The 22,154-nt window shown below is 67.7% G+C and carries 34 protein-coding genes; all 34 read left to right on the forward strand.

The features are described 5' to 3' along the window. Positions 1-244: 244 nt before the first annotated feature. The 34 genes from J0670_RS05975 (at position 245) to J0670_RS06140 (ending at position 22,130) form a co-directional block, all read left to right on the forward strand. A complete protein-coding gene (locus J0670_RS05975; RefSeq protein ID WP_207810334.1) occupies positions 245-2,053 on the forward strand; it encodes a hypothetical protein in 1,809 nt (602 codons plus the stop codon). Positions 2,054-2,446: 393 nt separating this feature from the next. Then, positions 2,447-2,755, forward strand: coding sequence for a 30S ribosomal protein S10 (gene rpsJ / locus J0670_RS05980; protein WP_012785157.1), 309 nt, complete (start codon positions 2,447-2,449; stop codon positions 2,753-2,755). Between the two features lie 14 nt (positions 2,756-2,769). Further along, complete coding sequence (gene rplC, locus J0670_RS05985; protein WP_207810335.1) at positions 2,770-3,417, forward strand: 50S ribosomal protein L3; 648 nt, start codon at positions 2,770-2,772, stop codon at positions 3,415-3,417. Positions 3,418-3,422: 5 nt separating this feature from the next. Beyond that, a complete protein-coding gene (gene rplD, locus J0670_RS05990; RefSeq protein WP_207810336.1) occupies positions 3,423-4,100 on the forward strand; it encodes a 50S ribosomal protein L4 in 678 nt (225 codons plus the stop codon). Beyond that, entirely contained in the window at positions 4,100-4,417 is a 318-nt protein-coding gene (rplW, locus tag J0670_RS05995; RefSeq protein WP_030280768.1) for a 50S ribosomal protein L23, read from the forward strand. The genes rplD and rplW overlap by 1 nt, the downstream gene beginning before the upstream one ends. A 46-nt stretch (positions 4,418-4,463) precedes the next feature. Then, on the forward strand, positions 4,464-5,300 hold the full coding sequence (gene rplB, locus J0670_RS06000) for a 50S ribosomal protein L2 (RefSeq protein WP_207810337.1): 837 nt from the start codon (positions 4,464-4,466) through the stop codon (positions 5,298-5,300). 11 nt (positions 5,301-5,311) lie between these two features. Beyond that, on the forward strand, positions 5,312-5,593 hold the full coding sequence (gene rpsS / locus J0670_RS06005; RefSeq protein ID WP_030280772.1) for a 30S ribosomal protein S19: 282 nt from the start codon (positions 5,312-5,314) through the stop codon (positions 5,591-5,593). Positions 5,594-5,648: 55 nt separating this feature from the next. Continuing rightward, positions 5,649-5,996 carry a 50S ribosomal protein L22 gene (rplV, locus tag J0670_RS06010; RefSeq protein WP_030280773.1) on the forward strand — a complete coding sequence of 116 codons (348 nt, stop codon included), beginning with the start codon at positions 5,649-5,651 and terminating at the stop codon, positions 5,994-5,996. Continuing rightward, positions 5,996-6,820 (forward strand): 30S ribosomal protein S3, encoded by an 825-nt coding sequence (gene rpsC / locus J0670_RS06015; protein WP_097237487.1) that lies wholly within the window; start codon positions 5,996-5,998, stop codon positions 6,818-6,820. The genes rplV and rpsC overlap by 1 nt, the downstream gene beginning before the upstream one ends. 5 nt (positions 6,821-6,825) lie before the next feature. Then, positions 6,826-7,245: a 50S ribosomal protein L16 gene (gene rplP, locus J0670_RS06020; RefSeq protein WP_207810338.1), complete on the forward strand. Its 420-nt coding sequence runs from the start codon at positions 6,826-6,828 to the stop codon at positions 7,243-7,245. Further along, the gene (rpmC, locus tag J0670_RS06025) at positions 7,245-7,469 is read left to right on the forward strand and encodes a 50S ribosomal protein L29 (RefSeq protein ID WP_031063040.1); all 225 of its coding nucleotides are present in this window, start codon (positions 7,245-7,247) and stop codon (positions 7,467-7,469) included. Before rplP ends, rpmC begins: the two co-directional genes overlap by 1 nt. Further along, positions 7,469-7,741: a 30S ribosomal protein S17 gene (gene rpsQ / locus J0670_RS06030; protein WP_030280777.1), complete on the forward strand. Its 273-nt coding sequence runs from the start codon at positions 7,469-7,471 to the stop codon at positions 7,739-7,741. Before rpmC ends, rpsQ begins: the two co-directional genes overlap by 1 nt. Positions 7,742-7,843: 102 nt before the next feature. Further along, positions 7,844-8,215, forward strand: a complete 372-nt coding sequence (gene rplN / locus J0670_RS06035) for a 50S ribosomal protein L14 (protein WP_196949334.1) — start codon at positions 7,844-7,846, stop codon at positions 8,213-8,215. A gap of 15 nt (positions 8,216-8,230) precedes the next feature. Next, on the forward strand, positions 8,231-8,542 hold the full coding sequence (gene rplX / locus J0670_RS06040; RefSeq protein ID WP_100892787.1) for a 50S ribosomal protein L24: 312 nt from the start codon (positions 8,231-8,233) through the stop codon (positions 8,540-8,542). After that, the gene (rplE, locus tag J0670_RS06045) at positions 8,542-9,111 is read left to right on the forward strand and encodes a 50S ribosomal protein L5 (protein WP_207810339.1); all 570 of its coding nucleotides are present in this window, start codon (positions 8,542-8,544) and stop codon (positions 9,109-9,111) included. The genes rplX and rplE overlap by 1 nt, the downstream gene beginning before the upstream one ends. Positions 9,112-9,115: 4 nt before the next feature. Beyond that, on the forward strand, positions 9,116-9,301 hold the full coding sequence (locus tag J0670_RS06050) for a type Z 30S ribosomal protein S14 (protein ID WP_030055830.1): 186 nt from the start codon (positions 9,116-9,118) through the stop codon (positions 9,299-9,301). A 268-nt stretch (positions 9,302-9,569) separates the two neighbouring features. Then, positions 9,570-9,977, forward strand: coding sequence for a 30S ribosomal protein S8 (gene rpsH, locus J0670_RS06055; protein WP_207810340.1), 408 nt, complete (start codon positions 9,570-9,572; stop codon positions 9,975-9,977). 22 nt (positions 9,978-9,999) lie between these two features. Beyond that, positions 10,000-10,539, forward strand: coding sequence for a 50S ribosomal protein L6 (gene rplF, locus J0670_RS06060; RefSeq protein ID WP_207810341.1), 540 nt, complete (start codon positions 10,000-10,002; stop codon positions 10,537-10,539). Positions 10,540-10,542: 3 nt separating this feature from the next. Then, on the forward strand, positions 10,543-10,926 hold the full coding sequence (rplR, locus tag J0670_RS06065; RefSeq protein WP_031063032.1) for a 50S ribosomal protein L18: 384 nt from the start codon (positions 10,543-10,545) through the stop codon (positions 10,924-10,926). A 48-nt stretch (positions 10,927-10,974) separates the two neighbouring features. Next, complete coding sequence (rpsE, locus tag J0670_RS06070) at positions 10,975-11,595, forward strand: 30S ribosomal protein S5 (RefSeq protein WP_207810342.1); 621 nt, start codon at positions 10,975-10,977, stop codon at positions 11,593-11,595. Next, positions 11,595-11,777 carry a 50S ribosomal protein L30 gene (rpmD, locus tag J0670_RS06075; protein WP_030055835.1) on the forward strand — a complete coding sequence of 61 codons (183 nt, stop codon included), beginning with the start codon at positions 11,595-11,597 and terminating at the stop codon, positions 11,775-11,777. Before rpsE ends, rpmD begins: the two co-directional genes overlap by 1 nt. A 2-nt stretch (positions 11,778-11,779) precedes the next feature. Next, entirely contained in the window at positions 11,780-12,232 is a 453-nt protein-coding gene (rplO, locus tag J0670_RS06080; RefSeq protein WP_030280790.1) for a 50S ribosomal protein L15, read from the forward strand. A 327-nt stretch (positions 12,233-12,559) separates the two neighbouring features. Further along, positions 12,560-13,870, forward strand: a complete 1,311-nt coding sequence (gene secY / locus J0670_RS06085) for a preprotein translocase subunit SecY (protein WP_207810343.1) — start codon at positions 12,560-12,562, stop codon at positions 13,868-13,870. Next, entirely contained in the window at positions 13,870-14,523 is a 654-nt protein-coding gene (locus J0670_RS06090; protein WP_207810344.1) for an adenylate kinase, read from the forward strand. Before secY ends, J0670_RS06090 begins: the two co-directional genes overlap by 1 nt. 119 nt (positions 14,524-14,642) lie before the next feature. Continuing rightward, on the forward strand, positions 14,643-15,482 hold the full coding sequence (gene map, locus J0670_RS06095; protein WP_207810345.1) for a type I methionyl aminopeptidase: 840 nt from the start codon (positions 14,643-14,645) through the stop codon (positions 15,480-15,482). Between the two features lie 132 nt (positions 15,483-15,614). Then, complete coding sequence (gene mscL / locus J0670_RS06100) at positions 15,615-16,040, forward strand: large conductance mechanosensitive channel protein MscL (protein ID WP_207810346.1); 426 nt, start codon at positions 15,615-15,617, stop codon at positions 16,038-16,040. Between the two features lie 194 nt (positions 16,041-16,234). Then, a complete protein-coding gene (gene infA, locus J0670_RS06105; RefSeq protein WP_003956442.1) occupies positions 16,235-16,456 on the forward strand; it encodes a translation initiation factor IF-1 in 222 nt (73 codons plus the stop codon). A gap of 33 nt (positions 16,457-16,489) precedes the next feature. After that, positions 16,490-16,603: a 50S ribosomal protein L36 gene (gene rpmJ / locus J0670_RS06110; protein ID WP_003956441.1), complete on the forward strand. Its 114-nt coding sequence runs from the start codon at positions 16,490-16,492 to the stop codon at positions 16,601-16,603. 176 nt (positions 16,604-16,779) lie between these two features. Then, a complete protein-coding gene (gene rpsM / locus J0670_RS06115) occupies positions 16,780-17,160 on the forward strand; it encodes a 30S ribosomal protein S13 (protein ID WP_207810347.1) in 381 nt (126 codons plus the stop codon). A 72-nt stretch (positions 17,161-17,232) separates the two neighbouring features. Continuing rightward, entirely contained in the window at positions 17,233-17,640 is a 408-nt protein-coding gene (gene rpsK / locus J0670_RS06120) for a 30S ribosomal protein S11 (protein WP_030232513.1), read from the forward strand. Between the two features lie 167 nt (positions 17,641-17,807). After that, positions 17,808-18,830 carry a DNA-directed RNA polymerase subunit alpha gene (locus J0670_RS06125; protein ID WP_030055844.1) on the forward strand — a complete coding sequence of 341 codons (1,023 nt, stop codon included), beginning with the start codon at positions 17,808-17,810 and terminating at the stop codon, positions 18,828-18,830. Positions 18,831-18,959: 129 nt separating this feature from the next. Further along, a complete protein-coding gene (rplQ, locus tag J0670_RS06130) occupies positions 18,960-19,439 on the forward strand; it encodes a 50S ribosomal protein L17 (RefSeq protein ID WP_207810348.1) in 480 nt (159 codons plus the stop codon). A gap of 79 nt (positions 19,440-19,518) precedes the next feature. Continuing rightward, positions 19,519-20,430 carry a tRNA pseudouridine(38-40) synthase TruA gene (truA, locus tag J0670_RS06135; protein WP_207810349.1) on the forward strand — a complete coding sequence of 304 codons (912 nt, stop codon included), beginning with the start codon at positions 19,519-19,521 and terminating at the stop codon, positions 20,428-20,430. Between the two features lie 41 nt (positions 20,431-20,471). Next, complete coding sequence (locus tag J0670_RS06140; RefSeq protein WP_207810350.1) at positions 20,472-22,130, forward strand: ABC-F family ATP-binding cassette domain-containing protein; 1,659 nt, start codon at positions 20,472-20,474, stop codon at positions 22,128-22,130. The last annotated feature ends 24 nt before the right edge of the window (positions 22,131-22,154 follow it).

Below are 22,154 nucleotides of genomic sequence, written 5' to 3' on the forward strand. Positions count from 1 at the left end.
GGCGGAGAAAGGGCCGGTGAACGGTCGGGCAGCGCGCCATGACACGCTCTTGGGCGTGCGATTACCATGAGTCCCGGCCCGGGCCCGGCACTGCCGCCGGTGACGACCAGCCGGTCCATCGCACTTCAAGGAGATCCGGCCGACCTGTGACGACCGGGCGCCCGGTCGGCGCCTGCTGACTTCACTCGCACCGGCGAGTCGGTCCGCCCCGCGGCAGTGTGCCGCTTCACGGAAGCGAAGAGACATGACGGATTTGGCCCCGGACGTGGTCGGCGGCCGTGCCACCGCGCCCGGCGATGTGAGAGCCGCCTCCTCCGAGGGGGCGGTGTCCGGTCGTCCGGGCGACCGCTTTTCGCGGTGGACCGAGAAGCGCTGGTTCCTCCCGCTGGCGGAGGTCGTGGTCAGCGTGGTCGCCGGGCTCGGCTTCATGCTGCTGTGCACGCACATCAGCGTCAACCCGACCACCCGGATCGGCCAGGTCAGCGGCCTCGCCAAGATCCAGCAGTACGCGGCGCTCCTCGGCATCCCGGTGCTCGCGGTCCTGCTGTTCCTCGCCTACCGCGGCACGCTGCGCTACTACCAGGTCGCGCAGCGGCTGGTGTGCGCCGCCATCGCGGGCCTGGGCACCGGTGTCGTCGCCGGCGGCATCGCGGTCGCCCTGCACGGCACGCCCTGGGGCCTCGGCGGCCAGGAGGGCGACCCGGGCAACCTCATGGGCATGGCCAACGACATGATCCGCCACAAGAGCCTGCCCGGGGTGTACCCCCCGCTCTTCCCCGCGCTGCTCGCCGTCTGGGCCAAGCTCTTCCACAACGGCATCGCCGGCGTGGGCCACGCGCTCAAGGACCTGCAGCTGATCCTCAGCGCGCTGGTCGGGCCGATGGCCTACCTGTCCTGGCGGATGCTGCTGCGCCCGTTCTGGGCGATGGCGGTCGCGGTGCCGACCTCGATCGTCTTCCTCGACCCGATCCGCCCCTACAGCCACGGCTCCATGCTGGTGCTGCTGCCGCTGCTGGCGGCCTGCTTCCGGGAGATCCGCCGGGCCGACGAGCTCTCGACCCGGTCGGCGGCGCTGCGCGGCCTCGGCTTCGGCGCCGCGTTCGGCGTGATGTTCCTCTGGTACTCGGGCTGGTACCTGTGGGCGGCCCCGGGCTCGTTCCTCCTGGCCGCGCTGGTGTTCCCGTGGCGACGCGGGCGGACCGCCCTCAAGCGCGCGCTGGTCTTCCTGGGCACCACGCTGGTCACGGCGGCCGTGATCGGTGCGCCGCTGCTGTACCAGCTGGCCCGCCTCGGCGCGAGCACGACGGACCGGTACGCCTACATCAACACCTACATCGACCCGGCGTACGTCATGGGCTGGGCGTCCGACCGCGCCGGCACCCTGACGTACCACAACTGGCCGGAGTCCGGTGAGCTGGCCGGCCAGACCGGCTTCGGCGTGCTCCTGCTGCTCGGCGTGGGCATCGGGGTCGGCCTGGGCTTCCGCAACGTCGTGGTCCGCACCGCGGGCTTCGTCCTGGCCGGCGCCTGGCTGCTGCGCTTCTGGTTCGCCTCCCACATGGAGCACAACCAGGCCGTCCAGCTGTACCCGCGCACCACCTGGATCATCTTCTACTGCATGATCATCATCGCCGTCATGGCCGTGATGCTCACCTACGAGCGCGGCTTCGGCTGGGTCCGCGGCACGCTGCAGGAGGTGGCCCCGGCCCGGGCCGCGCGGATCTCGCCGCGGGTGATGGCCCAGCTGGCCGCCGGTCTGGTGTGCGCGATCGCCCTGTTCGCCACCATGGGCGGCTCCTGGTCGGCCAACCGCTTCATGCCGTCCACCAACCCGGGCGTCGAGGACATGGGCCTGGACGCGCTGCGCGCGCACTTGCAGCAGCTCGACAACGGCCAGTGCCCCAAGTACTCGCCGTACAAGGGCAAGCAGGACTGCAACCCGATCAACATGGACCTGTCCGAGTACACCTTCGGTCCGGACCAGAAGAAGCTCTCCTGCGCCAACACCGGGAAGGACTGGGAGGTCGTCTGCGGCCGCCCGCCGAAGAAGTGATCCCGAACGGGTGACGATCGGGGTCGGTGAGGTGCGTCTCACCGGCCCCGATTGGCGTTTGGGCTGCTCCATGTGGCAGTATGTCCAAGTTGCTCGGTTGAGTGCCGATGCTGCGCGCCTCCCGCCGGGAGGACTGGAAGCGAGTCCCATGTACTCGTCGTTCCCGTGATGGCCGTCAAGCGTGAGTTCTACGCCACGGCAGCTGCGGGGCGAAAGTACGGGAATCTTCCGGGAAGCGTGTGCGGGGCCTCGGCCCGGCTCCCCCCACCCCGAAAGTTCGAAACCGACGATTTGCTCGCCGGTTTTTTGCAAGCGCGAGTGCGACACGCCCGAGCGCGGGGGTCGGAGGGGGAGTCGTGCGGCAACTATCGACAGAAGGACTACTGAGTAGCCATGGCGGGACAGAAGATCCGCATCCGGCTCAAGGCCTACGACCACGAGGTCATCGACTCCTCGGCGAAGAAGATCGTCGAGACGGTGATCCGTACTGGTGCGCAGGTCGCGGGCCCGGTGCCGCTGCCCACTGAGAAGAACGTGTACTGCGTCATCCGCTCGCCGCACAAGTACAAGGACTCGCGCGAGCACTTCGAGATGCGTACTCACAAGCGTCTGATCGACATCCTCGACCCCACGCCGAAGACGGTTGACTCGCTCATGCGTCTCGACCTGCCGGCTGGCGTCGACATCGAGATCAAGCTCTGAGAGGCGCACCGAAGATGGCTAAGCAGATTAAGGGCATCCTGGGCGAGAAGCTCGGCATGACCCAGGTCTGGGACGAGAACAACCGGGTCGTTCCGGTGACCGTCGTCAAGGCTGGGCCCAATGTCGTGACCCAGGTCCACACCGCCGACAGCCCGGCCGGCTACAGCGCCGTCCAGCTCGGCTTCGGCGAGATCGACCCCCGCAAGGTGAACAAGCCCCTCGCGGGCCACTTCGCCAAGGCCGGTGTCACCCCGCGCCGCCACCTGGTCGAGATCCGTACCTCGGACGCCTCCGAGTACACCCTGGGCCAGGAGATCACCGCCGAGCTGTTCGAGGCGGGTGTCAAGGTCGACGTGACCGGCACCTCCAAGGGCAAGGGCTTCGCCGGTGTCATGAAGCGTCACAACTTCAAGGGTCTCGGCGCCGGTCACGGCACCCAGCGCAAGCACCGCTCGCCCGGTTCCATCGGTGGCTGCGCCACCCCGGGCCGTGTGTTCAAGGGCCTGCGCATGGCTGGTCGGATGGGCCACGAGCGTGTGACCACCCAGAACCTGACCGTGCACGCGGTCGACGCGGAGAAGGGTCTGCTGCTCATCAAGGGCGCCGTCCCGGGCCCGAACGGCGGCCTCGTCCTCGTCCGCACCGCGGCGAAGGGGCTGTGAAGGATATGAGCACCATTGACATCCTGTCGCCGGCTGGCGACAAGACCGGCAGCATCGAGCTGCCGGCTGAGATCTTCGACGCGAAGGTCAGCGTTCCGCTGATGCACCAGGTCGTCGTGGCGCAGCTCGCTGCGGCCCGTCAGGGCACCCACAAGACCAAGACTCGTGGCGAGGTCCGCGGCGGCGGCAAGAAGCCGTACCGCCAGAAGGGCACCGGCCGCGCCCGTCAGGGCTCGACCCGTGCGCCGCAGTTCGCCGGCGGTGGCGTCGTGCACGGTCCCGTGCCGCGCGACTACTCGCAGCGGACCCCGAAGAAGATGATCGCCGCCGCCCTGCGCGGTGCGCTCACCGACCGGGCCCGCCACAACCGCATCCACGTCGTCACCGGCGTGACCGCGACCGAGGCGCCGTCGACCAAGGCCGCCAAGAGCCTGTTCGGCAAGATCACCGAGCGCAAGAACGTCCTCCTGGTCGTCGAGCGCGCGGACGAGCTGGGCCTCAAGTCCGCTCGCAACCTGCCGAACGTGCACATCCTGGACGCCGGTCAGCTGAACACCTACGACGTGCTCGTCTCCGACGATGTGGTCTTCACCCAGGCCGCCTTCGAGCGTTTCGTGGCCGGTCCGGCCGCGTCCGCCAAGGCCGTTGCCGCTGAGGGCGAGCTCGAAGGGAGCGCCGCCTGATGAGCGACGTTACGAGCAAGACGTTCACGGACCCCCGTGACGTCCTGGTGAAGCCGGTCATCTCGGAGAAGAGCTACTCGCTCCTCGACGAGAACAAGTACACGTTCATCGTGTCGCCGGGCGCCAACAAGACCCAGATCAAGCAGGCCGTCGAGGCGGTCTTCTCGGTCAAGGTCGAGGCTGTCAACACGATCAACCGTCAGGGCAAGCGCAAGCGCTCCAAGACGGGCTTTGGCAAGCGCAAGGACACCAAGCGCGCCATCGTGACGCTGGCCGAGGGCAACCGCATCGACATCTTCGGTGGTCCGGTCTCCTGAATCAGGAGATCGTGATCGTCGATTAGGACGAGGACGAGAGAGCCAAATGGGCATCCGCAAGTACAAGCCGACTACGCCGGGCCGTCGCGGCTCCAGCGTGGCCGACTTCGTAGAAATCACGCGGTCCACCCCGGAGAAGTCGCTGGTTCGCCCGCTGCACAGCAAGGGCGGCCGCAACAACGCCGGTCGTGTCACCGCTCGCCACCAGGGTGGCGGTCACAAGCGCGCCTACCGCGTGATCGACTTCCGTCGTCACGACAAGGACGGCGTGCCGGCCAAGGTCGCACACATCGAGTACGACCCGAACCGCACCGCGCGCATCGCGCTCCTGCACTACGCGGACGGCGAGAAGCGCTACATCATCGCGCCGCGCGGCATCACGCAGGGTGACCGGATCGAGAACGGCGCTGGCGCCGACATCAAGCCGGGCAACAACCTGCCGCTGCGCAACATCCCGGTCGGTACCACCATCCACGCTGTGGAGCTGCGTCCCGGCGGCGGTGCCAAGCTGGCCCGCTCGGCCGGCTCCGGCATCCAGCTGCTGGCGCGTGAGGGCAAGATGGCGCACCTGCGCATGCCCTCCGGTGAGATCCGCCTGGTCGACGCGCGCTGCCGCGCCACTGTCGGCGAGGTCGGCAACGCCGAGCAGTCGAACATCAACTGGGGCAAGGCCGGCCGCATGCGCTGGAAGGGCGTCCGCCCGACCGTGCGTGGTGTCGCCATGAACCCGATCGACCACCCGCACGGTGGTGGTGAGGGTAAGACCTCCGGTGGTCGCCACCCGGTCTCGCCGTGGGGTAAGCCCGAGGGCCGTACCCGTCGCCCGAACAAGGCGTCGGACAAGCTCATCGTGCGCCGCCGCAAGACCAACAAGAAGCGCTAGGAGCAGGTCAGATGCCGCGCAGTCTCAAGAAGGGCCCCTTCATCGACGGCCACCTCATCAAGAAGGTGGACGCTCAGAACGAGGCGGGTACCCAGAACGTCATCAAGACCTGGTCCCGTCGTTCCGTGATCTCCCCGAGCATGCTCGGTCACACGATCGCGGTTCACGATGGCCGTAAGCACGTCCCGGTGTTCGTCACCGAGTCGATGGTCGGCCACAAGCTCGGCGAGTTCGCTCCGACCCGCACCTTCCGTGGCCACGTGAAGGAAGACCGGAAGTCGAAGCGTCGCTAAGCCTGAGCTTGCGCGCCAAAAAGACTCAATGACTTACTCCATTAAGGGGACAACCATGGAAGCCAGGGCTCAGGCGCGGTACATCCGCGTGACGCCCATGAAGGCCCGCCGCGTGGTGGACCTCATCCGTGGCATGAATGCCACGGAGGCCCAGGCCGTCCTGCGTTTCGCTCCGCAGGCCGCCACCGTGCCGGTCGGCAAGGTGCTCGACAGCGCCATCGCCAACGCCGCGCACAACTACAACCACTCCAACGTGGACGACCTCTACATCTCCGAGGCGTACGTTGACGAGGGTCCGACCCTGAAGCGGTTCCGTCCGCGTGCCCAGGGCCGTGCCTACCGGATCCGCAAGCGGACCAGCCACATCACCGTGGTCGTCAGCAGCAAGGAAGGGACCCGGTAATGGGCCAGAAGGTTAACCCGCACGGGTTCCGCCTCGGCATCAGCACGGACTTCAAGTCCCGCTGGTACGCCGACAAGCTGTACAAGGACTACGTCAAGGAAGACGTCGCCATTCGTCGCATGATGACGAAGGGCATGGAGCGCGCCGGCATCTCCAAGGTCGAGATCGAGCGCACCCGCGACCGCGTCCGCGTTGACATCCACACCGCTCGCCCCGGCATCGTCATCGGTCGCCGTGGCACCGAGGCCGACCGCATCCGCGGCGACCTCGAGAAGCTGACCGGCAAGCAGGTCCAGCTGAACATCCTCGAGGTCAAGAACCCCGAGCTGGACGCCCAGCTCGTGGCTCAGGGCGTCGCGGAGCAGCTGTCCTCCCGCGTCTCCTTCCGCCGTGCCATGCGCAAGTCGATGCAGGGCACCATGAAGTCCGGCGCCAAGGGCATCAAGGTCCAGTGCTCCGGTCGTCTCGGCGGCGCCGAGATGAGCCGTTCGGAGTTCTACCGCGAGGGTCGCGTGCCGCTGCACACCCTGCGTGCGAACGTCGACTACGGCTTCTTCGAGGCCAAGACCACCTTCGGCCGCATCGGCGTGAAGGTCTGGATCTACAAGGGCGACGTCAAGAACATCGCCGAGGTCCGCGCTGAGAACGCCGCTGCCCGCTCGGGCAACCGCCCGGCCCGTCCCGAGGGTGGTCGTCCCGCCCGCGGTGGCGAGCGTCGTGGTGGCGAGCGCGGTGGCCGTGGCCGTCGTCCCGCCGCTGCCGAGGCCCCCGCGGCCCCGGCCGTCGAGGCTCCGGCTGCTGAGAACACCGGAACGGAGGCCTGACCCCAATGCTGATCCCCCGTAGGGTCAAGCACCGCAAGCAGCACCACCCGAAGCGCCGCGGCGCTTCGAAGGGTGGCACCGAGCTGGCGTTCGGCCAGTACGGCATCCAGGCCGTGACCCCGGCCTACGTGACGAACCGTCAGATCGAGTCGGCTCGTATCGCGATCACCCGTCACATTCGTCGTGGTGGCAAGGTCTGGATCAACATCTACCCGGACCGCCCGCTCACCAAGAAGCCGGCCGAGACCCGCATGGGTTCCGGTAAGGGTTCGCCGGAGTGGTGGATCGCGAACGTGCACCCGGGTCGGGTCATGTTCGAGCTGTCGTACCCGAACGAGAAGATTGCGCGCGAGGCGCTCACCCGTGCCGCGCACAAGCTTCCGATGAAGTGCCGGATCGTCCGGCGCGAGGACGGTGAAAGCTGATGTCGGCCGCTACCAAGGCTGCTGAGCTTCGTCAGCTGGACAACGAGGCCCTCGTTGCCAAGCTTCGCGAGGCCAAGGAGGAGCTGTTCAACCTCCGCTTCCAGGCGGCGACCGGGCAGCTCGACAACCACGGACGGCTCAAGCTCGTCCGCAAGGACATCGCGCGGATCTACACCCTGATGCGCGAGCGCGAGCTGGGCATCGAGACGGTGGAGAACGCCTGATGACTGAGAACACCAACGAGACGCGCGGTTTCCGCAAGACCCGTGAGGGTCTCGTCGTCAGCGACAAGATGGACAAGACCGTCGTCGTCGCCGTCGAGGACCGCGTCAAGCACGCTCTGTACGGCAAGGTCATTCGCCGTACGAACAAGCTGAAGGCGCACGACGAGCAGAACGCGTGCGGCGTGGGCGACCGGGTCCTCCTCGCGGAGACCCGCCCGCTGTCCGCGACGAAGCGCTGGCGCGTCGTCGAGATCCTCGAGAAGGCCAAGTAACGAAGCCGATGTGGTACGGCCGTATGTGCAGCGGGTCCCAGTGGGACGCCGGTGTGAGCAGCGGCCGGCCCGTCGACTCTCGTTGACGATCAGGAGAAAGCTGTGATCCAGCAGGAGTCGCGACTGCGTGTTGCCGACAACACTGGTGCCAAGGAGATCCTTTGCATCCGTGTTCTCGGTGGCTCCGGTCGCCGCTACGCCGGAATCGGGGACGTCATCGTCGCGACCGTCAAGGACGCGATCCCCGGTGGCTCGGTGAAGAAGGGTGACGTGGTCAAGGCCGTCGTCGTCCGTACCGTGAAGGAGCGCCGTCGTCCGGACGGTTCCTACATCCGGTTCGACGAGAACGCCGCCGTCGTCCTCAAGAACACCGAGGGTGACCCCCGCGGTACCCGCATCTTCGGCCCGGTGGGCCGCGAGCTGCGCGACAAGAAGTTCATGAAGATCATCTCGCTGGCGCCGGAGGTGCTCTAACCCATGGCGAACAGCATGAAGATCAAGAAGGGTGACCTGGTTCAGGTCATCACCGGCAAGGACAAGGGCAAGCAGGGCAAGGTCATCCAGGCCCTGCCGGCTGAGAACAAGGTCCTCGTCGAGGGTGTGAACCGGGTCAAGAAGCACACCAAGCCGGGTCCGGGCACTCAGGGTGGCATCGTCACCGTCGAGGCCCCGGTGCACGTCTCCAACGTCCAGCTGGTCGTGGAGAAGGACGGCAAGAAGGTCGTCACCCGCGTTGGCTACCGCTTCGACGACGAGGGCAACAAGATCCGCGTTGCCAAGCGAACCGGTGAGGACATCTGATGTCTGAGACGACTGTTGAGAAGGTGACCCCCCGTCTCAAGGAGCGTTACAACTCCGAGATCAAGGGTCAGCTGCACGAGCAGTTCAAGTACGAGAACGTCATGCTGATCCCCGGCCTGGTCAAGGTCGTGGTCAACATGGGTGTCGGCGAGGCTGCTCGTGACAGCAAGCTGATCGAGGGCGCGATCCGCGACCTGACCGCGATCACCGGTCAGAAGCCGGCCGTGACCAAGGCCCGCAAGTCCATCGCGCAGTTCAAGCTGCGCGAGGGCCAGCCGATCGGCACCCACGTCACCCTCCGCGGTGACCGCATGTGGGAGTTCCTGGACCGTCTGGTTTCGCTGGCCCTGCCGCGTATCCGTGACTTCCGTGGCCTCTCCCCGAAGCAGTTCGACGGCCGTGGCAACTACACCTTCGGTCTGACCGAGCAGGTTATGTTCCACGAGATCGACCAGGACAAGGTCGACCGTCAGCGCGGTATGGACATCACCGTCGTGACCACCGCTCAGACCGACGACGAGGGCCGGGCGCTCCTGCGCGCTCTGGGCTTCCCGTTCAAGGAGGCGTGAGCCAATGGCGAAGAAGTCCCTCATCGCGAAGTCCGAGCGCAAGCCGAAGTTCGGCGTCCGGGCCTACACCCGGTGCCAGCGCTGCGGCCGTCCGCACTCGGTGTACCGCAAGTTCGGCCTGTGCCGTGTCTGCCTCCGTGAGATGGCGCACCGCGGCGAGCTGCCGGGCGTGACCAAGAGCTCCTGGTAATTCCGGAGCTTTAGGCACGCAGCGAAGCAGAGGTGCCCGATCCCACACCGGTCCGTTTTGGGCCTGCCGTACGGATTCCCGTAAGGTAGTGGGGTCGGGCCCCCTGCCACGGCTTCCCCATGGATGCCCGTGGCCCTCTTCTGGGAGGGCTCGCACCCAGTCTTACTACGTCGCAGGTCCCCTGCGCTTGTGCCCCCGGCGAACTCGCGAGAGTGCGTAGGGGGGACCTGGCGCGGAGAAACCACGGCGAGAGAGGCCTGAGGCCATCATGACCATGACCGACCCCATCGCAGACATGCTCACGCGTCTGCGTAACGCGAACTCGGCGTACCACGACTCCGTCGCGATGCCGTCGAGCAAGATCAAGGCGCACGTCGCCGAGATCCTGCAGCAGGAGGGGTACATCTCCTCCTACAAGGTTGAGGAGCCCGCTGAGGGCGAGGTCGGCAAGAAGCTGACCATCGAGCTCAAGTTCGGCCCCAACCGTGAGCGCTCCATCGCCGGCATCAAGCGCATCAGCAAGCCGGGTCTGCGTGTTTACGCAAAGTCCACCAACCTGCCGAAGGTTCTCGGCGGCCTGGGCGTGGCGATCATCTCCACGTCGTCCGGCCTCCTGACCGACAAGCAGGCCGCCAAGAAGGGCGTAGGCGGAGAAGTTCTCGCCTACGTCTGGTAATTCGGGAAACGGAGGTACAGCAATGTCGCGCATTGGACGGCTGCCCATCCAGGTCCCCGCTGGCGTGGACGTCACCATCGATGGCCAGGCGGTCTCGGTGAAGGGCCCCAAGGGCTCCCTCACCCACGTCGTCGCCGAGCCGATCGAGATCGGCAAGGGCGAGGACGGCACCGTGCTCGTCACCCGCCCGAACGACGAGCGTCGCTCGAAGGCCCTGCACGGCCTGACCCGCACGCTGGTGGCGAACATGATCACCGGCGTGACCGCGGGCTACCGCAAGTCGCTGGAGATCAGCGGTGTTGGTTACCGAGTCACGGCGAAGGGCTCCGACATGGAGTTCGCGCTGGGCTACAGCCACCCGATCCTGGTCACCGCGCCGGAGGGCATTTCCTTCGTCGTCGAGTCGCCCACCAAGTTCCACGTGGACGGCATCGACAAGCAGAAGGTCGGCGAGGTCGCCGCGAACATCCGCAAGCTGCGCAAGCCCGACCCGTACAAGGCCAAGGGCGTCAAGTACGCGGGCGAGGTCATCCGCCGCAAGGTCGGAAAGAGTGGTAAGTAAGCGATGAGTGTCTCTGTCAAGATCGGCAAGGGCAACGCCTACAAGAGCGCCGCTCGCAAGCGCCGCGCGATCCGCGTTCGCAAGCGCGTCGTCGGCACCGAGGTGCGTCCGCGCCTCGTCGTGACGCGTTCGAACCGTCACATGGTCGCCCAGGTCATCGACGACGCCAAGGGTCACACCCTGGCGTCGGCGTCCACCCTCGACGTGTCCATCAAGGGCACCGAGGGCGACAAGACCGAGCTGGCCAAGAAGGTCGGGAGCCTGGTCGCCGAGCGCGCCAAGGCCGCCGGCATCGAGTCGGTCGTCTTCGACCGCGCGGGCAACCGGTACGCCGGCCGCATCGCCGCTCTGGCGGACGCGGCTCGCGAGGCCGGGCTCGACTTCTAAGCCGCTCGTCGACTCTGTCGACGGACGTAAACGAGAGAGGTAATTCCAATGGCTGGACCCCAGCGCCGCGAAGGCGGCGCCGGTCGCGGCACGGGTGGCGAGCGGCGCGACCGTAAGCGTGACGGTCAGGGCAACGCCCAGGCTGTCGAGAAGACCGCTTACGTCGAGCGCGTCGTCGCGATCAACCGTGTCGCCAAGGTTGTCAAGGGTGGCCGTCGCTTCAGCTTCACCGCGCTCGTCGTGGTGGGCGATGGCGAGGGCACCGTGGGTGTCGGTTACGGCAAGGCGAAGGAGGTTCCGGCCGCCATCGCCAAGGGCGTTGAGGAGGCCAAGAAGAACTTCTTCCGCGTCCCCCGTATCCAGGGCACCATCCCTCACCCGGTTCAGGGTGAGAAGGCCGCCGGCGTCGTGCTGCTGAAGCCCGCCGCCCCCGGTACCGGTGTTATCGCCGGTGGTCCGGTGCGTGCCGTCCTGGAGTGCGCCGGCATCCACGACATCCTGTCGAAGTCGCTCGGCTCGGACAACGCGATCAACATCGTGCACGCCACCGTGGCTGCTCTGAAGGGCCTCGTCCGCCCCGAGGAGATCGCCGCCCGTCGTGGCCTGCCGCTGGAGGACGTGGCTCCCGCCGCTCTGCTGCGGGCGCGTGCTGCTGGGGTGAGCGCCTGATGGCTCGCCTGAAGATCACGCAGACCAAGTCGTACATCGGCAGCAAGCAGAACCACCGTGACACCCTGCGTTCGCTTGGTCTCAAGCGCATGCACGACGTCGTGGTGAAGGAGGACCGTCCCGAGATCCGCGGGATGGCCCACACGGTCCGTCACCTGGTGACGGTTGAGGAGGTGGACTGATCATGGGCGACAACCCGATCAAGATCCACAACCTGCGTCCCGCCCCGGGTGCCAAGACCGACAAGATCCGCGTGGGTCGTGGTGAGGGCTCCAAGGGTAAGACCGCCGGTCGTGGTACCAAGGGCACCAAGGCCCGCTACCAGGTTCCGCAGCGCTTCGAGGGTGGCCAGATGCCGCTCCACATGCGCCTGCCGAAGCTGAAGGGCTTCAAGAACCCGTTCAAGATCACGTTCCAGGTCGTCAACCTCGACAAGCTGGCCGAGCTCTACCCGCAGGGTGGCGAGGTCACGGTCGAGGACCTGGTCGCGAAGGGTGCGGTCCGCAAGAACTCCCTCGTCAAGGTGCTCGGCACCGGCGAGGTCTCGGTTGCGCTGCAGGTGACGGTCGACGCCGTCTCCGGCTCGGCCGCCGAGAAGATCAAGGCCGCCGGCGGTACGGTCACCGAGCTCGTCTGAGCCCGCTGACAACCGTCAACGAGCCCCGCACCTCCTCCGGGAGGTGCGGGGCTCGTGCCGTTTCCGGACCCCACGGTTTTCGGACGGCCCGGGGCCGGAACGTCCCTCGTTCTTTTGTGTGGCAAACCCGGGCATCCCGTACCCCGTGAGTGGGGGAGCGGCCGTACGCGCTTCTTCCGAGTGGCCAGGCACTGTTAGAGTCCGTGGAGTTCCCTTGTAGGCTGCGCGTAGGCTCGCCTGTGCCGTCTGTACGGGAGCCCGAACCGCAAACTCCCCATTCAGGACCGACCCTCCCGCCGACGACGCGCGGGAGGCGCAGGAGGCACCGTGCTCAGTGCGTTCGCGCGGGCGTTCCAGACGCCCGACCTGCGCAAGAAGCTGCTGTTCACGCTGGGCATCATGGTGCTGTTCCGGCTGGGCTCGCACATCCCGATTCCGGGCGTGAGCTTCACGGCCGTGAACGAGTGCGTGAAGGAGAGCAAGAACAACGGCCTCTTCGGACTCGTCAACCTGTTCAGCGGTGGCGCGCTCCTCCAGCTGACGATCTTCGCCCTCGGCATCATGCCGTACATCACGGCGAGCATCATCCTCCAGCTCCTCACCGTCGTGATCCCGCGACTGGAGGCGCTGAAGAAGGAGGGCCAGGCCGGCCAGACGAAGATCACGCAGTACACCCGCTACCTGACCATCGCGCTCGCCGTGCTCCAGGGCACCGGCATCGTGGCGACGGCCTCCAGCGGCGCGCTGTTCTCCGGCTGCCCGCTGGCCAACCAGATCGTGCCGGACACCGGCGTCTTCCGGGTGGCCGTCATGGTGATCACGATGACCGCCGGCACCACCGTGATCATGTGGCTGGGTGAGCTGATCACCGACCGCGGCATCGGCAACGGCATGTCGCTGCTGATCTTCACCTCGATCGCGGCGCAGTTCCCGTCCTCGATGTGGGCCATCAAGCAGTCCGGCACCATCGGCGGCGGCTGGGTCGAGTTCCTCTCCGTGGTCGCGGTCGGCATCATCGTCGTGATGCTGGTCATCTTCGTCGAGCAGGCCCAGCGCCGGATCCCGGTCCAGTACGCGAAGCGGATGATCGGCCGCCGGGCGTTCGGCGGGACGTCGACCTACATCCCGCTCAAGGTGAACCAGGCCGGTGTCATCCCGGTCATCTTCGCCTCGTCGCTGCTGTACATCCCGGCCCTGGTGGTCCAGCTGACCAACAGCCAGGCGGGCTGGGCGGTGTGGATCAACCGGAACTTCGTCAAGGGTGACCACCCGATCTACATGGCCACCTACTTCCTGCTGATCGTCTTCTTCGCCTTCTTCTACGTCGCGATCTCCTTCAACCCCGAAGAAGTCGCCGACAATATGAAGAAGTATGGTGGCTTCATCCCGGGCATCCGGGCCGGCCGCCCGACGGCCGAGTACCTGAACTACGTGCTGACCCGAATCACGTGGCCGGGTTCGCTCTACCTGGGCCTGATCGCGTTGATCCCGATGATCGCCCTGGTCGCCTTCGGACAGCAGACCAACTTCCCGTTCGGCGGCACCAGCGTGCTCATCGTCGTCGGCGTCGGACTCGAAACTGTTAAGCAGATCGAGAGCCAGCTCCAGCAGCGCAATTACGAAGGGTTCCTCCGCTGATGCGTATCGTCCTCGTTGGTCCTCCCGGGGCCGGGAAGGGTACTCAGGCGCACCTGCTCGCCAAGACCCTGTCCATCCCCCACATCTCCACCGGCGACCTGTTCCGCGCGAACATCGGCCAGGGCACCCCGCTGGGGCTCGAGGCCAAGAGCTACATGGACGCGGGCCGCCTGGTGCCGGACGAGGTCACCATCGGGATGGCCAAGGACCGCATGCTGCAGCCGGACGCCGCCCACGGCTTCCTGCTCGACGGCTTCCCCCGCAACCTGGGCCAGGCCAAGGCGCTGGACGAGTTCCTGGGCGAGCAGGGCATAAAGCTGGACGGCGTGCTGGACCTGGAGGTCCCCGAGGACGAGGTCGTCAAGCGGATCGCGGGTCGGCGCCTGTGCCGCAACGACGGTGGCCACGTCTTCCACGTGGACTACAACCCGCCGAAGGTCGAGGGCGTCTGCGACGAGTGCGGCGGCGAGCTGTACCAGCGCTCGGACGACACCGAGGAGAAGGTGCGCACGCGCCTGGAGGTCTACCACACGGAGACCGAGCCGATCATCGACTACTACGCCCAGCAGGGCCTGGTGGCGACGATCTCGGCCCTCGGCAAGGTGGACGAGGTCACCGCCCGCGCGATCGAGGCGCTGAAGCAGGACAGCTGAGTTTCTCGGCGAACGTACGCACGTGTACGGCCGGGTCGCCCGTGAGAGCGGGCGACCCGGCCGTTTCGGCGTCGTACGGTGGTATGCAGTGGTAATCCGGACTTGGAAGGCGTGACCAGATGGTGGAGATCAAGACCCCCGAGCAGATCGCGAAGATGCGAGCGGCCGGGCTGGTCGTCGCCGAGGCGCTGAAGGCCTGCCGTGAGGCGGTCGCTCCGGGGGTGACCACCCAGGAGCTCAACGACATCGCGGACAAGGTCATCACCGACCACGGCGCCACCTCGAACTTCCGCGCCCACCACGGTGGTCTGTGGTTCCCGGGCGTGATCTGCGCCTCGGTGAACAACGAGGTCGTGCACGGCATCCCCGGCGACCGGGTGCTGCAGGAGGGCGACGTCATCTCGATCGACTGCGGCGCCATCCTGGACGGCTGGCACGGCGACTCGGCGATCACCGTGGCGGTCGGCGAGGTCCGCCCCGAGGTCGAGATGCTGAGCCGGGTGACCGAGGGCTCGATGTGGGCCGGCATCGCCCAGATGAAGAAGAACAACCGCCTGGTCGACGTCTCCAAGGCGATCGAGGGCTACATCCGCCGCCAGCCGCTGCCCCCCAAGGGCAAGTGGGGCATCACCGAGGGCTACGGCGGCCACGGCATCGGCACCGCGATGCACATGGAGCCGCACGTGCTGAACTACGTCGAGCGCGGCCGCGGCAAGGGCCCGAAGCTCGTCCCCGGCACCGTGCTGGCGATCGAGCCGATGGTCTCGCTGGGCACCCCGCACACCACCGTGCTGGAGGACGACTGGACGGTCGTCACCAACGACGGCACCTGGGCCTCGCACTGGGAGCACTCGGTGGCCGTGACCGAGCAGGGCCCGCTGGTGCTGACCGCCTTCGACGGCGGCAAGGCCGAGCTGGCCAAGCTGGGCATCACCGCCGCTCCGGACCCGCTGGCGTAGTCGCGACGGCGCCCGACCGCCGCCCATGACGCGGGATCAGAGCCCTGGAGGTTTGGACCTCCAGGGCTTTTGTCCTATTTTTATCCGCTGGCAGTGGCAACAAGTGGCTTACGAGCGAGCAGGAGAGAGCACGTGCTCAAGGGATTCCGCGACTTCATGATGCGCGGCAACGTCGTCGACATGGCGGTCGGTGTCGTCATCGGCTCGGCCTTCACCGCCGTGGTGACCGGTTTCGTGTCCGCCTTCCTCACCCCGGTGGTGGGCGTGGTGGTCGGCGCGGCCGGCGACTTCAGCGCCTACTCGGCGACGGTGGCCGGAGTCACGTTCCCGTACGGCCAGTTCCTGAACGTGCTGATCGCGTTCCTGATGACCGCCGCGGTGCTGTACTTCTGCGTGGTGCTGCCGATCACCAAGGCCACCGAGCGCTACCTGCCGAAGAAGCCGAAGACCCCGAAGCGCCCCTGCCCCGAGTGCCTGACCGAGATCCCCCAGGCCGCCAGCCGCTGCTCGGCCTGCACCGCCCACGTCGATCCGCTGACCGCCACCACCGGGGTCTGAGCCGGACGGGTGTGACGGTCGCCGCCTTCCGGGCCCCGGTTTTGGTCCACCGGACGCGCTGGCGTAGGATGGACCGTCGGCTCACTCGTAGCGTGCTTCAGCACGCCCTCTTCCCCTCGGGGGTGGGGTGAACCCAGGTTCGCACGAGCGTTCCGCATACGGTAGCCGGTCCCGGAAGGTGGATCTCGCAGTTCATGGCTAAGAAGCAAGGCGCCATTGAGATCGAGGGCACCGTGATCGAGTCTCTTCCGAACGCGATGTTCAAGGTCGAGCTGCAGAACGGTCACAAGGTCCTCGCGCACATCAGTGGCAAGATGCGCATGCACTACATCCGCATCCTGCCGGACGACCGGGTCGTCGTGGAGCTCAGCCCCTACGACCTCACGCGCGGCCGGATCGTCTACCGCTACAAGTAAGAACGTCAGATCTAGACCCGGAGAACCTGAAACATGAAGGTCAAGCCGAGCGTCAAGAAGATCTGCGACAAGTGCAAGGTGATCCGCCGCCACGGCCGGGTCATGGTGATCTGCGACAACCTGCGCCACAAGCAGCGCCAGGGCTGATCTCTCTCCAGCATTTCTCGTAGTACTTCGCGCGACGCGAAAACGTCATAAGCGGGTCACCCGATCCGTCCCGGGAGGGACGGACTGCCGCCCCCGGTCAGAGGCCGGGGCTCCCTCACCGTGAGGTGTCGGAGTAGGTGGCACGCCAGACCTCTGAAGAACCACAGGAGCCATGAATGGCACGCCTCGCCGGCGTTGATCTCCCCCGTGAGAAGCGGATCGAGATCGCCCTCACCTACGTGTACGGCATCGGCCGTACCCGCGCCCAGCAGACCCTCACCGAGACCGGTGTCAGCCCGGATGTCCGCGTTCGCGACATCTCCGAGGACGACCTGGTCAAGCTGAGCCAGTACATCGACGCCAACTTCACGGTCGAGGGTGACCTCCGCCGCGAGGTGGCCGCCGACATCCGCCGCAAGGTCGAGATCGGCTGCTACGAGGGTCTGCGTCACCGCCGCGGCCTGCCGGTCCGCGGTCAGCGCACCCACACCAACGCGCGTACCCGCAAGGGCCCGCGTCGCGCGATCGCCGGTAAGAAGAAGCCGGGCAAGAAGTAGTCCGTCCCGTAACCGGACATCCCTCCGGCCCGCGGGTCAGCGGACCGACCACCTCAGTAGGAGAACAGACTTATGCCCCCCAAGGGTCGTCAGGCTGCCGGCGCGAAGAAGATCCGCCGCAAGGAAAAGAAGAACGTCGCTCACGGCCACGCGCACATCAAGAGCACGTTCAACAACACCATCGTTTCGATCACCGACCCCGCGGGCAACGTGATCTCCTGGGCCTCCGCCGGCCACGTCGGCTTCAAGGGCTCGCGCAAGTCCACCCCGTTCGCCGCGCAGATGGCCGCCGAGGCCGCTGCCCGTCGCGCGCAGGAGCACGGCATGCGCAAGGTTGACGTCTTCGTGAAGGGTCCGGGCTCCGGCCGCGAGACCGCGATCCGTTCGCTCCAGGCCACCGGCCTGGAGGTCGGCTCGATCCAGGACGTCACCCCCACCCCGCACAACGGCTGCCGTCCGCCGAAGCGCCGCCGCGTCTGACCCGTATCGTCCCTTCGGGGCGACCCGGGCACACTGGGTTCTGCTTTAAACCTCGTACGGGCTCCCGTTTTCTGCGGGAGCCCGTACGCTTGGCGTGAGGCCACCGCCTCATGGCCATTCGTTCGGCGTCAAATAGTGGGCGCCGAAGACTGGAGGATCGAAACCCCATGCTTATCGCTCAGCGTCCCTCGCTGACCGAAGAGGTCGTCGACGAGTTCCGCTCGCGGTTCGTGATCGAGCCGCTGGAGCCGGGCTTCGGCTACACCCTCGGCAACTCCCTGCGCCGCACGCTCCTGTCGTCGATCCCGGGTGCCGCTGTCACCAGCATCCGCATCGACGGCGTCCTGCACGAGTTCACCACCGTGCCGGGCGTCAAGGAGGACGTGACCGACCTCATCCTCAACATCAAGCAGCTGGTCGTCTCCTCGGAGCACGACGAGCCGGTCGTGATGTACCTGCGCAAGCAGGGCCCGGGTGTCGTCACCGCCGCCGACATCGCCCCGCCGGCGGGTGTCGAGGTGCACAACCCCGAGCTGGTCCTCGCCACGCTGAACGGCAAGGGCAAGCTGGAGATGGAGCTGACCGTCGAGCGCGGTCGCGGCTACGTCTCCGCCGTCCAGAACAAGGCCTCCGGCCAGGAGATCGGCCGCATCCCGGTCGACTCGATCTACAGCCCCGTGCTGAAGGTCACCTACAAGGTCGAGGCCACCCGTGTCGAGCAGCGGACCGACTTCGACAAGCTGATCGTCGACGTCGAGACCAAGCCCGCCATGCGTCCGCGCGACGCCATGGCCTCGGCCGGCAAGACCCTGGTGGAGCTGTTCGGCCTCGCCCGCGAGCTGAACATCGACGCCGAGGGCATCGACATGGGCCCGTCCCCGACGGACGCCGCCCTGGCCGCCGACCTGGCGCTGCCGATCGAGGAGCTGGAGCTCACCGTCCGCTCCTACAACTGCCTCAAGCGCGAGGGCATCCACACCGTGGGTGAGCTCGTCGCCCGCTCCGAGGCCGACCTGCTCGACATCCGCAACTTTGGTGCGAAGTCGATCGACGAGGTCAAGGCGAAGCTGGCCGGCATGGGCCTGGCCCTCAAGGACAGCCCGCCCGGGTTCGACCCGACCGCGGCCGCCGACGCCTTCGGCGCCGACGACCTGGACGACGCGGGTTACGCCGAGACCGAGCAGTACTGAGAGACTTGACCGCGGGGGCGGTTCTTCCGAGGACCGCCCCCGTCGTCGTGAAAGTCGTGCGGGCACAGTGCCCGTACGCCCGCTGCGGTACCTGGTACGGCCGCAGTCGGAGATTCGAGGAGTAATTCCATGCCGCGTCCCACCAAGGGTGCCCGTCTGGGCGGTGGCCCGCACCACGAGCCGCTGCTGCTCGCCGGTCTGGCCCGTGAGCTGTTCCAGTACGGCCGCATCACCACCACCGAGGCCAAGGCCCGCCGCCTGCGCCCGCTGGCGGAGAAGCTGATCACCAAGGCCAAGAAGGGCGACCTGCACAACCGTCGCCTGGTGCGCAAGACCATCACCGACGTGTCGGTCCTGCACACCCTCTTCACCGAGATCGCGCCGCGCTACGAGAACCGCCCGGGTGGCTACACCCGCATCACCAAGATCGGTCCCCGTCGTGGCGACAACGCCCCGATGGCCGTGATCGAGCTGGTCGAGGCGCTGACCGTCGCGCAGACCGCCGTCGGCGAGGCCGAGGCCGCCACCAAGCGCGCCGTCAAGGAGGCCGACGAGGCCGCCGCCGTCGAGACCAAGGCCGACGAGGCCGAGGCCGCCGAGCAGGCCTGACACCGCTAGGTGTGTTGCGGGCCCGCTCTCCCAGTGATGGGGGAGCGGGCCCGTTCCTTGTCTTGGGAGAGGAAGAGCAGTGGTCAACGATTGCGCCGAGCAGCCGCCGGTGAAGGACGGTCCGGCCGACGGGTACGTCCGGGTCCGGCTCGACCTCGCCTACCAGGGCGCCGAGTTCTCCGGCTGGGCCCGTCAGAAGGGCGGCCGCAGGACGGTCCAGGAGGAGATCGAGACCGCGCTGCAGGTCGTCACCCGCAGCCAGGAGCTCTTCCCGCTGACCGTGGCCGGCCGCACCGACGCCGGGGTGCACGCCCGCGGCCAGGTCGCCCACGTCGACCTGCCGGCCGAGCTGTGGGCGGCGCACCGGGAGAAGCTGCTGCGCCGGCTGGCCGGCCGGCTGCCCGGGGACGTCCGGATCTACCGGGTCGGCGAGGCGCCGGCCGGGTTCGACGCCCGCTTCTCGGCGATCTGGCGCCGGTACGCCTACCGGGTCGCCGACCACCCCGGCGGGGTCGACCCGCTGCTGCGCGGCCACGTGCTCTGGCACGACCGCCCGCTCGACCTCGACCGGATGAACGCGGCCGCCGAACTGCTGCTCGGCGAGCACGACTTCGCCGCGTACTGCAAGAAGCGCGAGGGCGCCACCACCATCCGCACCCTGCTGGAACTGCGCTGGGACCGCGTCCCGGTGGACACGTACGCCGCCCAGGAGGGCTCGCTCGCGGTCGCCACCGTCCGGGCGGACGCCTTCTGCCACAACATGGTCCGGGCGCTGGTCGGCGCGATGCTGCTGGTCGGCGACGGGCACCGGCCGGTGGAGTTCCCCGGCGAGGTGCTGGCCGGCGGGGTCCGCAACTCGGCCGTCAACGTGATCCGGCCGTACGGGCTCACCCTTGAGGAGGTCGGCTACCCGCCGGAGGACCAGCTCGCGGAGCGGAACCGCCAGGCCAGGCGGATGCGCACCCTCCCGGGGCAGCCGGTCTCCGCATAATCCGTTTTGGTCCGGCGCGTCCGCTTGGGACAATCGCCCTCATGGGACACGTCGAGATTTCGCACCTTGAGTACTACCTGCCGGACGGGCGGGTGCTGTTCGACGACGCGTCCTTCCGGGTCGGCGAGGGCGCCGCGGTCGCCCTGGTCGGCGCCAACGGGGCGGGCAAGACGACCCTGCTGCGCATGATCGCGGGGGACATCCAGCCGCACGGCGGCACCGTGACGATCAGCGGCGGGCTCGGCGTGATGCGCCAGTTCGTCGGCACCACCGGCCGTGAGGACCAGCAGGCCACCCCGGGCGCGCTGCCGGCCGACGCCTCGGTGCGCGACCTGCTGGTCTCGGTCGCCCCCGAGCGGATCGCCAAGGCCGCCCGCGCGGTGGACGCCGCCGAGCTGGCGATGATCGCCCAGGACGACGAGAAGACGCAGATGGCCTACGCCCAGTCGCTCTCCGACTGGGCGGACGTCGGCGGCTACGACTACGAGACCGACTGGGACGTCTGCACCATGGCGGCCCTGGGCATGCCCTTCGACAAGGCCCAGTGGCGCGGCCTGAACACCCTCTCGGGCGGCGAGCAGAAGCGCCTGGTGCTGGAGGCCCTGCTGCGCGGCCCCGAGGAGGTGCTGCTGCTCGACGAGCCCGACAACTACCTGGACGTCCCGGCCAAGCGCTGGCTGGAGGAGGCCATCAAGGCCACCTCGAAGACCGTCCTGTTCATCTCGCACGACCGCGAGCTGCTCTCCCGCACCGCCGACAAGATCATCAGCGTCGAGACCGGCGCGGCCGGCAGCAGCGTCTGGGTGCACGGCGGCGGCTTCGACACCTTCCACGAGGCCCGCAAGGCCCGCTTCGAGCGCTTCGAGGAGCTGCGCCGCCGCTGGGACGAGGAGCACGCCAAGCTCAAGAAGCTGGTCGTCACCCTGCGCCAGGCCGCCTCCGTCAGCCACGACATGGCCTCCCGGTACAGCGCCGCGCAGACCAGGCTGAAGAAGTTCGAGGACGCCGGCCCGCCGGAGGCGCCGCCGCGCGAGCAGAGCATCACCATGCGGCTCAAGGGCGGGCGCACCGGCGTCCGGGCCTTCACCATGGAGAAGCTGGAGCTCACCGGGCTGATGAAGCCCTTCGACCTGGAGGTCTTCTACGGCGAGCGGGTCGCGGTGCTCGGCTCCAACGGCTCCGGCAAGTCGCACTTCCTGCGGCTGCTGGCCGGGGACGACACCGTCGCGCACACCGGCGACTGGAAGCTCGGCGCCCGGGTCGTCCCCGGCCACTTCCGGCAGACCCACGCGCACCCGGAGCTGTTCGGCCGGACGGTCCGCTCGATCCTGGAGGAGGAGCACGCGCTCAGCCGCGGCGCCGCGATGAGCGCGCTGCGCCGCTACGAGCTGGACCGCCAGGAGGAGCAGCGGTTCGAGTCGCTGTCCGGCGGGCAGCAGGCCCGGCTGATGATCCTCAAGCTCGAACTCTCCGGTGTGACGGCCCTGTTGCTCGACGAGCCGACCGACAACCTGGACCTGGAGAGCGCCGAGGCGCTCCAGACCGGGCTGGAGGCCTTCGACGGCACGGTGCTGTGCGTCACCCACGACCGCTGGTTCGCCAAGACCTTCGACCGCTTCCTGGTCTTCGGCGCCGACGGCCGGGTCTACGAGTCGCCGGAGCCGGTCTGGGACGTCTCCCGGGTCGAGCGCGACCGCTGATCGCCGACCACTGGTCGCGGTCGT

It is taken from the genome of Streptomyces sp. FH025 (assembly GCF_017427025.1).
Lineage (GTDB): Bacteria > Actinomycetota > Actinomycetes > Streptomycetales > Streptomycetaceae > Kitasatospora.

Bases quoted from the DNA above. Each gene is read 5' to 3' on its own strand.
- rpmD (WP_030055835.1), top strand. From the start codon at position 11,595: ATGGCTCGCCTGAAGATCACGCAGACCAAGTCGTACATCGGCAGCAAG.
- rplX (WP_100892787.1), top strand. From the start codon at position 8,231: ATGAAGATCAAGAAGGGTGACCTGGTTCAGGTCATCACCGGCAAGGAC.
- rpmJ (WP_003956441.1), top strand. From the start codon at position 16,490: ATGAAGGTCAAGCCGAGCGTCAAGAAGATCTGCGACAAGTGCAAGGTG.
- rplW (WP_030280768.1), top strand. From the start codon at position 4,100: ATGAGCGACGTTACGAGCAAGACGTTCACGGACCCCCGTGACGTCCTG.
- rpsQ (WP_030280777.1), top strand. From the start codon at position 7,469: ATGACTGAGAACACCAACGAGACGCGCGGTTTCCGCAAGACCCGTGAG.
- rplF (WP_207810341.1), top strand. From the start codon at position 10,000: ATGTCGCGCATTGGACGGCTGCCCATCCAGGTCCCCGCTGGCGTGGAC.
- rpsH (WP_207810340.1), top strand. From the start codon at position 9,570: ATGACCATGACCGACCCCATCGCAGACATGCTCACGCGTCTGCGTAAC.
- rplR (WP_031063032.1), top strand. From the start codon at position 10,543: ATGAGTGTCTCTGTCAAGATCGGCAAGGGCAACGCCTACAAGAGCGCC.
- J0670_RS06090 (WP_207810344.1), top strand. From the start codon at position 13,870: ATGCGTATCGTCCTCGTTGGTCCTCCCGGGGCCGGGAAGGGTACTCAG.
- J0670_RS06050 (WP_030055830.1), top strand. From the start codon at position 9,116: ATGGCGAAGAAGTCCCTCATCGCGAAGTCCGAGCGCAAGCCGAAGTTC.
- rplB (WP_207810337.1), top strand. From the start codon at position 4,464: ATGGGCATCCGCAAGTACAAGCCGACTACGCCGGGCCGTCGCGGCTCC.
- rplE (WP_207810339.1), top strand. From the start codon at position 8,542: ATGTCTGAGACGACTGTTGAGAAGGTGACCCCCCGTCTCAAGGAGCGT.
- infA (WP_003956442.1), top strand. From the start codon at position 16,235: ATGGCTAAGAAGCAAGGCGCCATTGAGATCGAGGGCACCGTGATCGAG.
- rplV (WP_030280773.1), top strand. From the start codon at position 5,649: ATGGAAGCCAGGGCTCAGGCGCGGTACATCCGCGTGACGCCCATGAAG.
- J0670_RS05975 (WP_207810334.1), top strand. From the start codon at position 245: ATGACGGATTTGGCCCCGGACGTGGTCGGCGGCCGTGCCACCGCGCCC.
- rpsC (WP_097237487.1), top strand. From the start codon at position 5,996: ATGGGCCAGAAGGTTAACCCGCACGGGTTCCGCCTCGGCATCAGCACG.
- rplO (WP_030280790.1), top strand. From the start codon at position 11,780: ATGGGCGACAACCCGATCAAGATCCACAACCTGCGTCCCGCCCCGGGT.
- J0670_RS06140 (WP_207810350.1), top strand. From the start codon at position 20,472: ATGGGACACGTCGAGATTTCGCACCTTGAGTACTACCTGCCGGACGGG.
- rpsS (WP_030280772.1), top strand. From the start codon at position 5,312: ATGCCGCGCAGTCTCAAGAAGGGCCCCTTCATCGACGGCCACCTCATC.
- rpsE (WP_207810342.1), top strand. From the start codon at position 10,975: ATGGCTGGACCCCAGCGCCGCGAAGGCGGCGCCGGTCGCGGCACGGGT.
- rpsJ (WP_012785157.1), top strand. From the start codon at position 2,447: ATGGCGGGACAGAAGATCCGCATCCGGCTCAAGGCCTACGACCACGAG.
- J0670_RS06125 (WP_030055844.1), top strand. From the start codon at position 17,808: ATGCTTATCGCTCAGCGTCCCTCGCTGACCGAAGAGGTCGTCGACGAG.
- map (WP_207810345.1), top strand. From the start codon at position 14,643: ATGGTGGAGATCAAGACCCCCGAGCAGATCGCGAAGATGCGAGCGGCC.
- rplC (WP_207810335.1), top strand. From the start codon at position 2,770: ATGGCTAAGCAGATTAAGGGCATCCTGGGCGAGAAGCTCGGCATGACC.
- rpmC (WP_031063040.1), top strand. From the start codon at position 7,245: ATGTCGGCCGCTACCAAGGCTGCTGAGCTTCGTCAGCTGGACAACGAG.
- rpsM (WP_207810347.1), top strand. From the start codon at position 16,780: ATGGCACGCCTCGCCGGCGTTGATCTCCCCCGTGAGAAGCGGATCGAG.
- rplD (WP_207810336.1), top strand. From the start codon at position 3,423: ATGAGCACCATTGACATCCTGTCGCCGGCTGGCGACAAGACCGGCAGC.
- rplP (WP_207810338.1), top strand. From the start codon at position 6,826: ATGCTGATCCCCCGTAGGGTCAAGCACCGCAAGCAGCACCACCCGAAG.
- rpsK (WP_030232513.1), top strand. From the start codon at position 17,233: ATGCCCCCCAAGGGTCGTCAGGCTGCCGGCGCGAAGAAGATCCGCCGC.
- rplQ (WP_207810348.1), top strand. From the start codon at position 18,960: ATGCCGCGTCCCACCAAGGGTGCCCGTCTGGGCGGTGGCCCGCACCAC.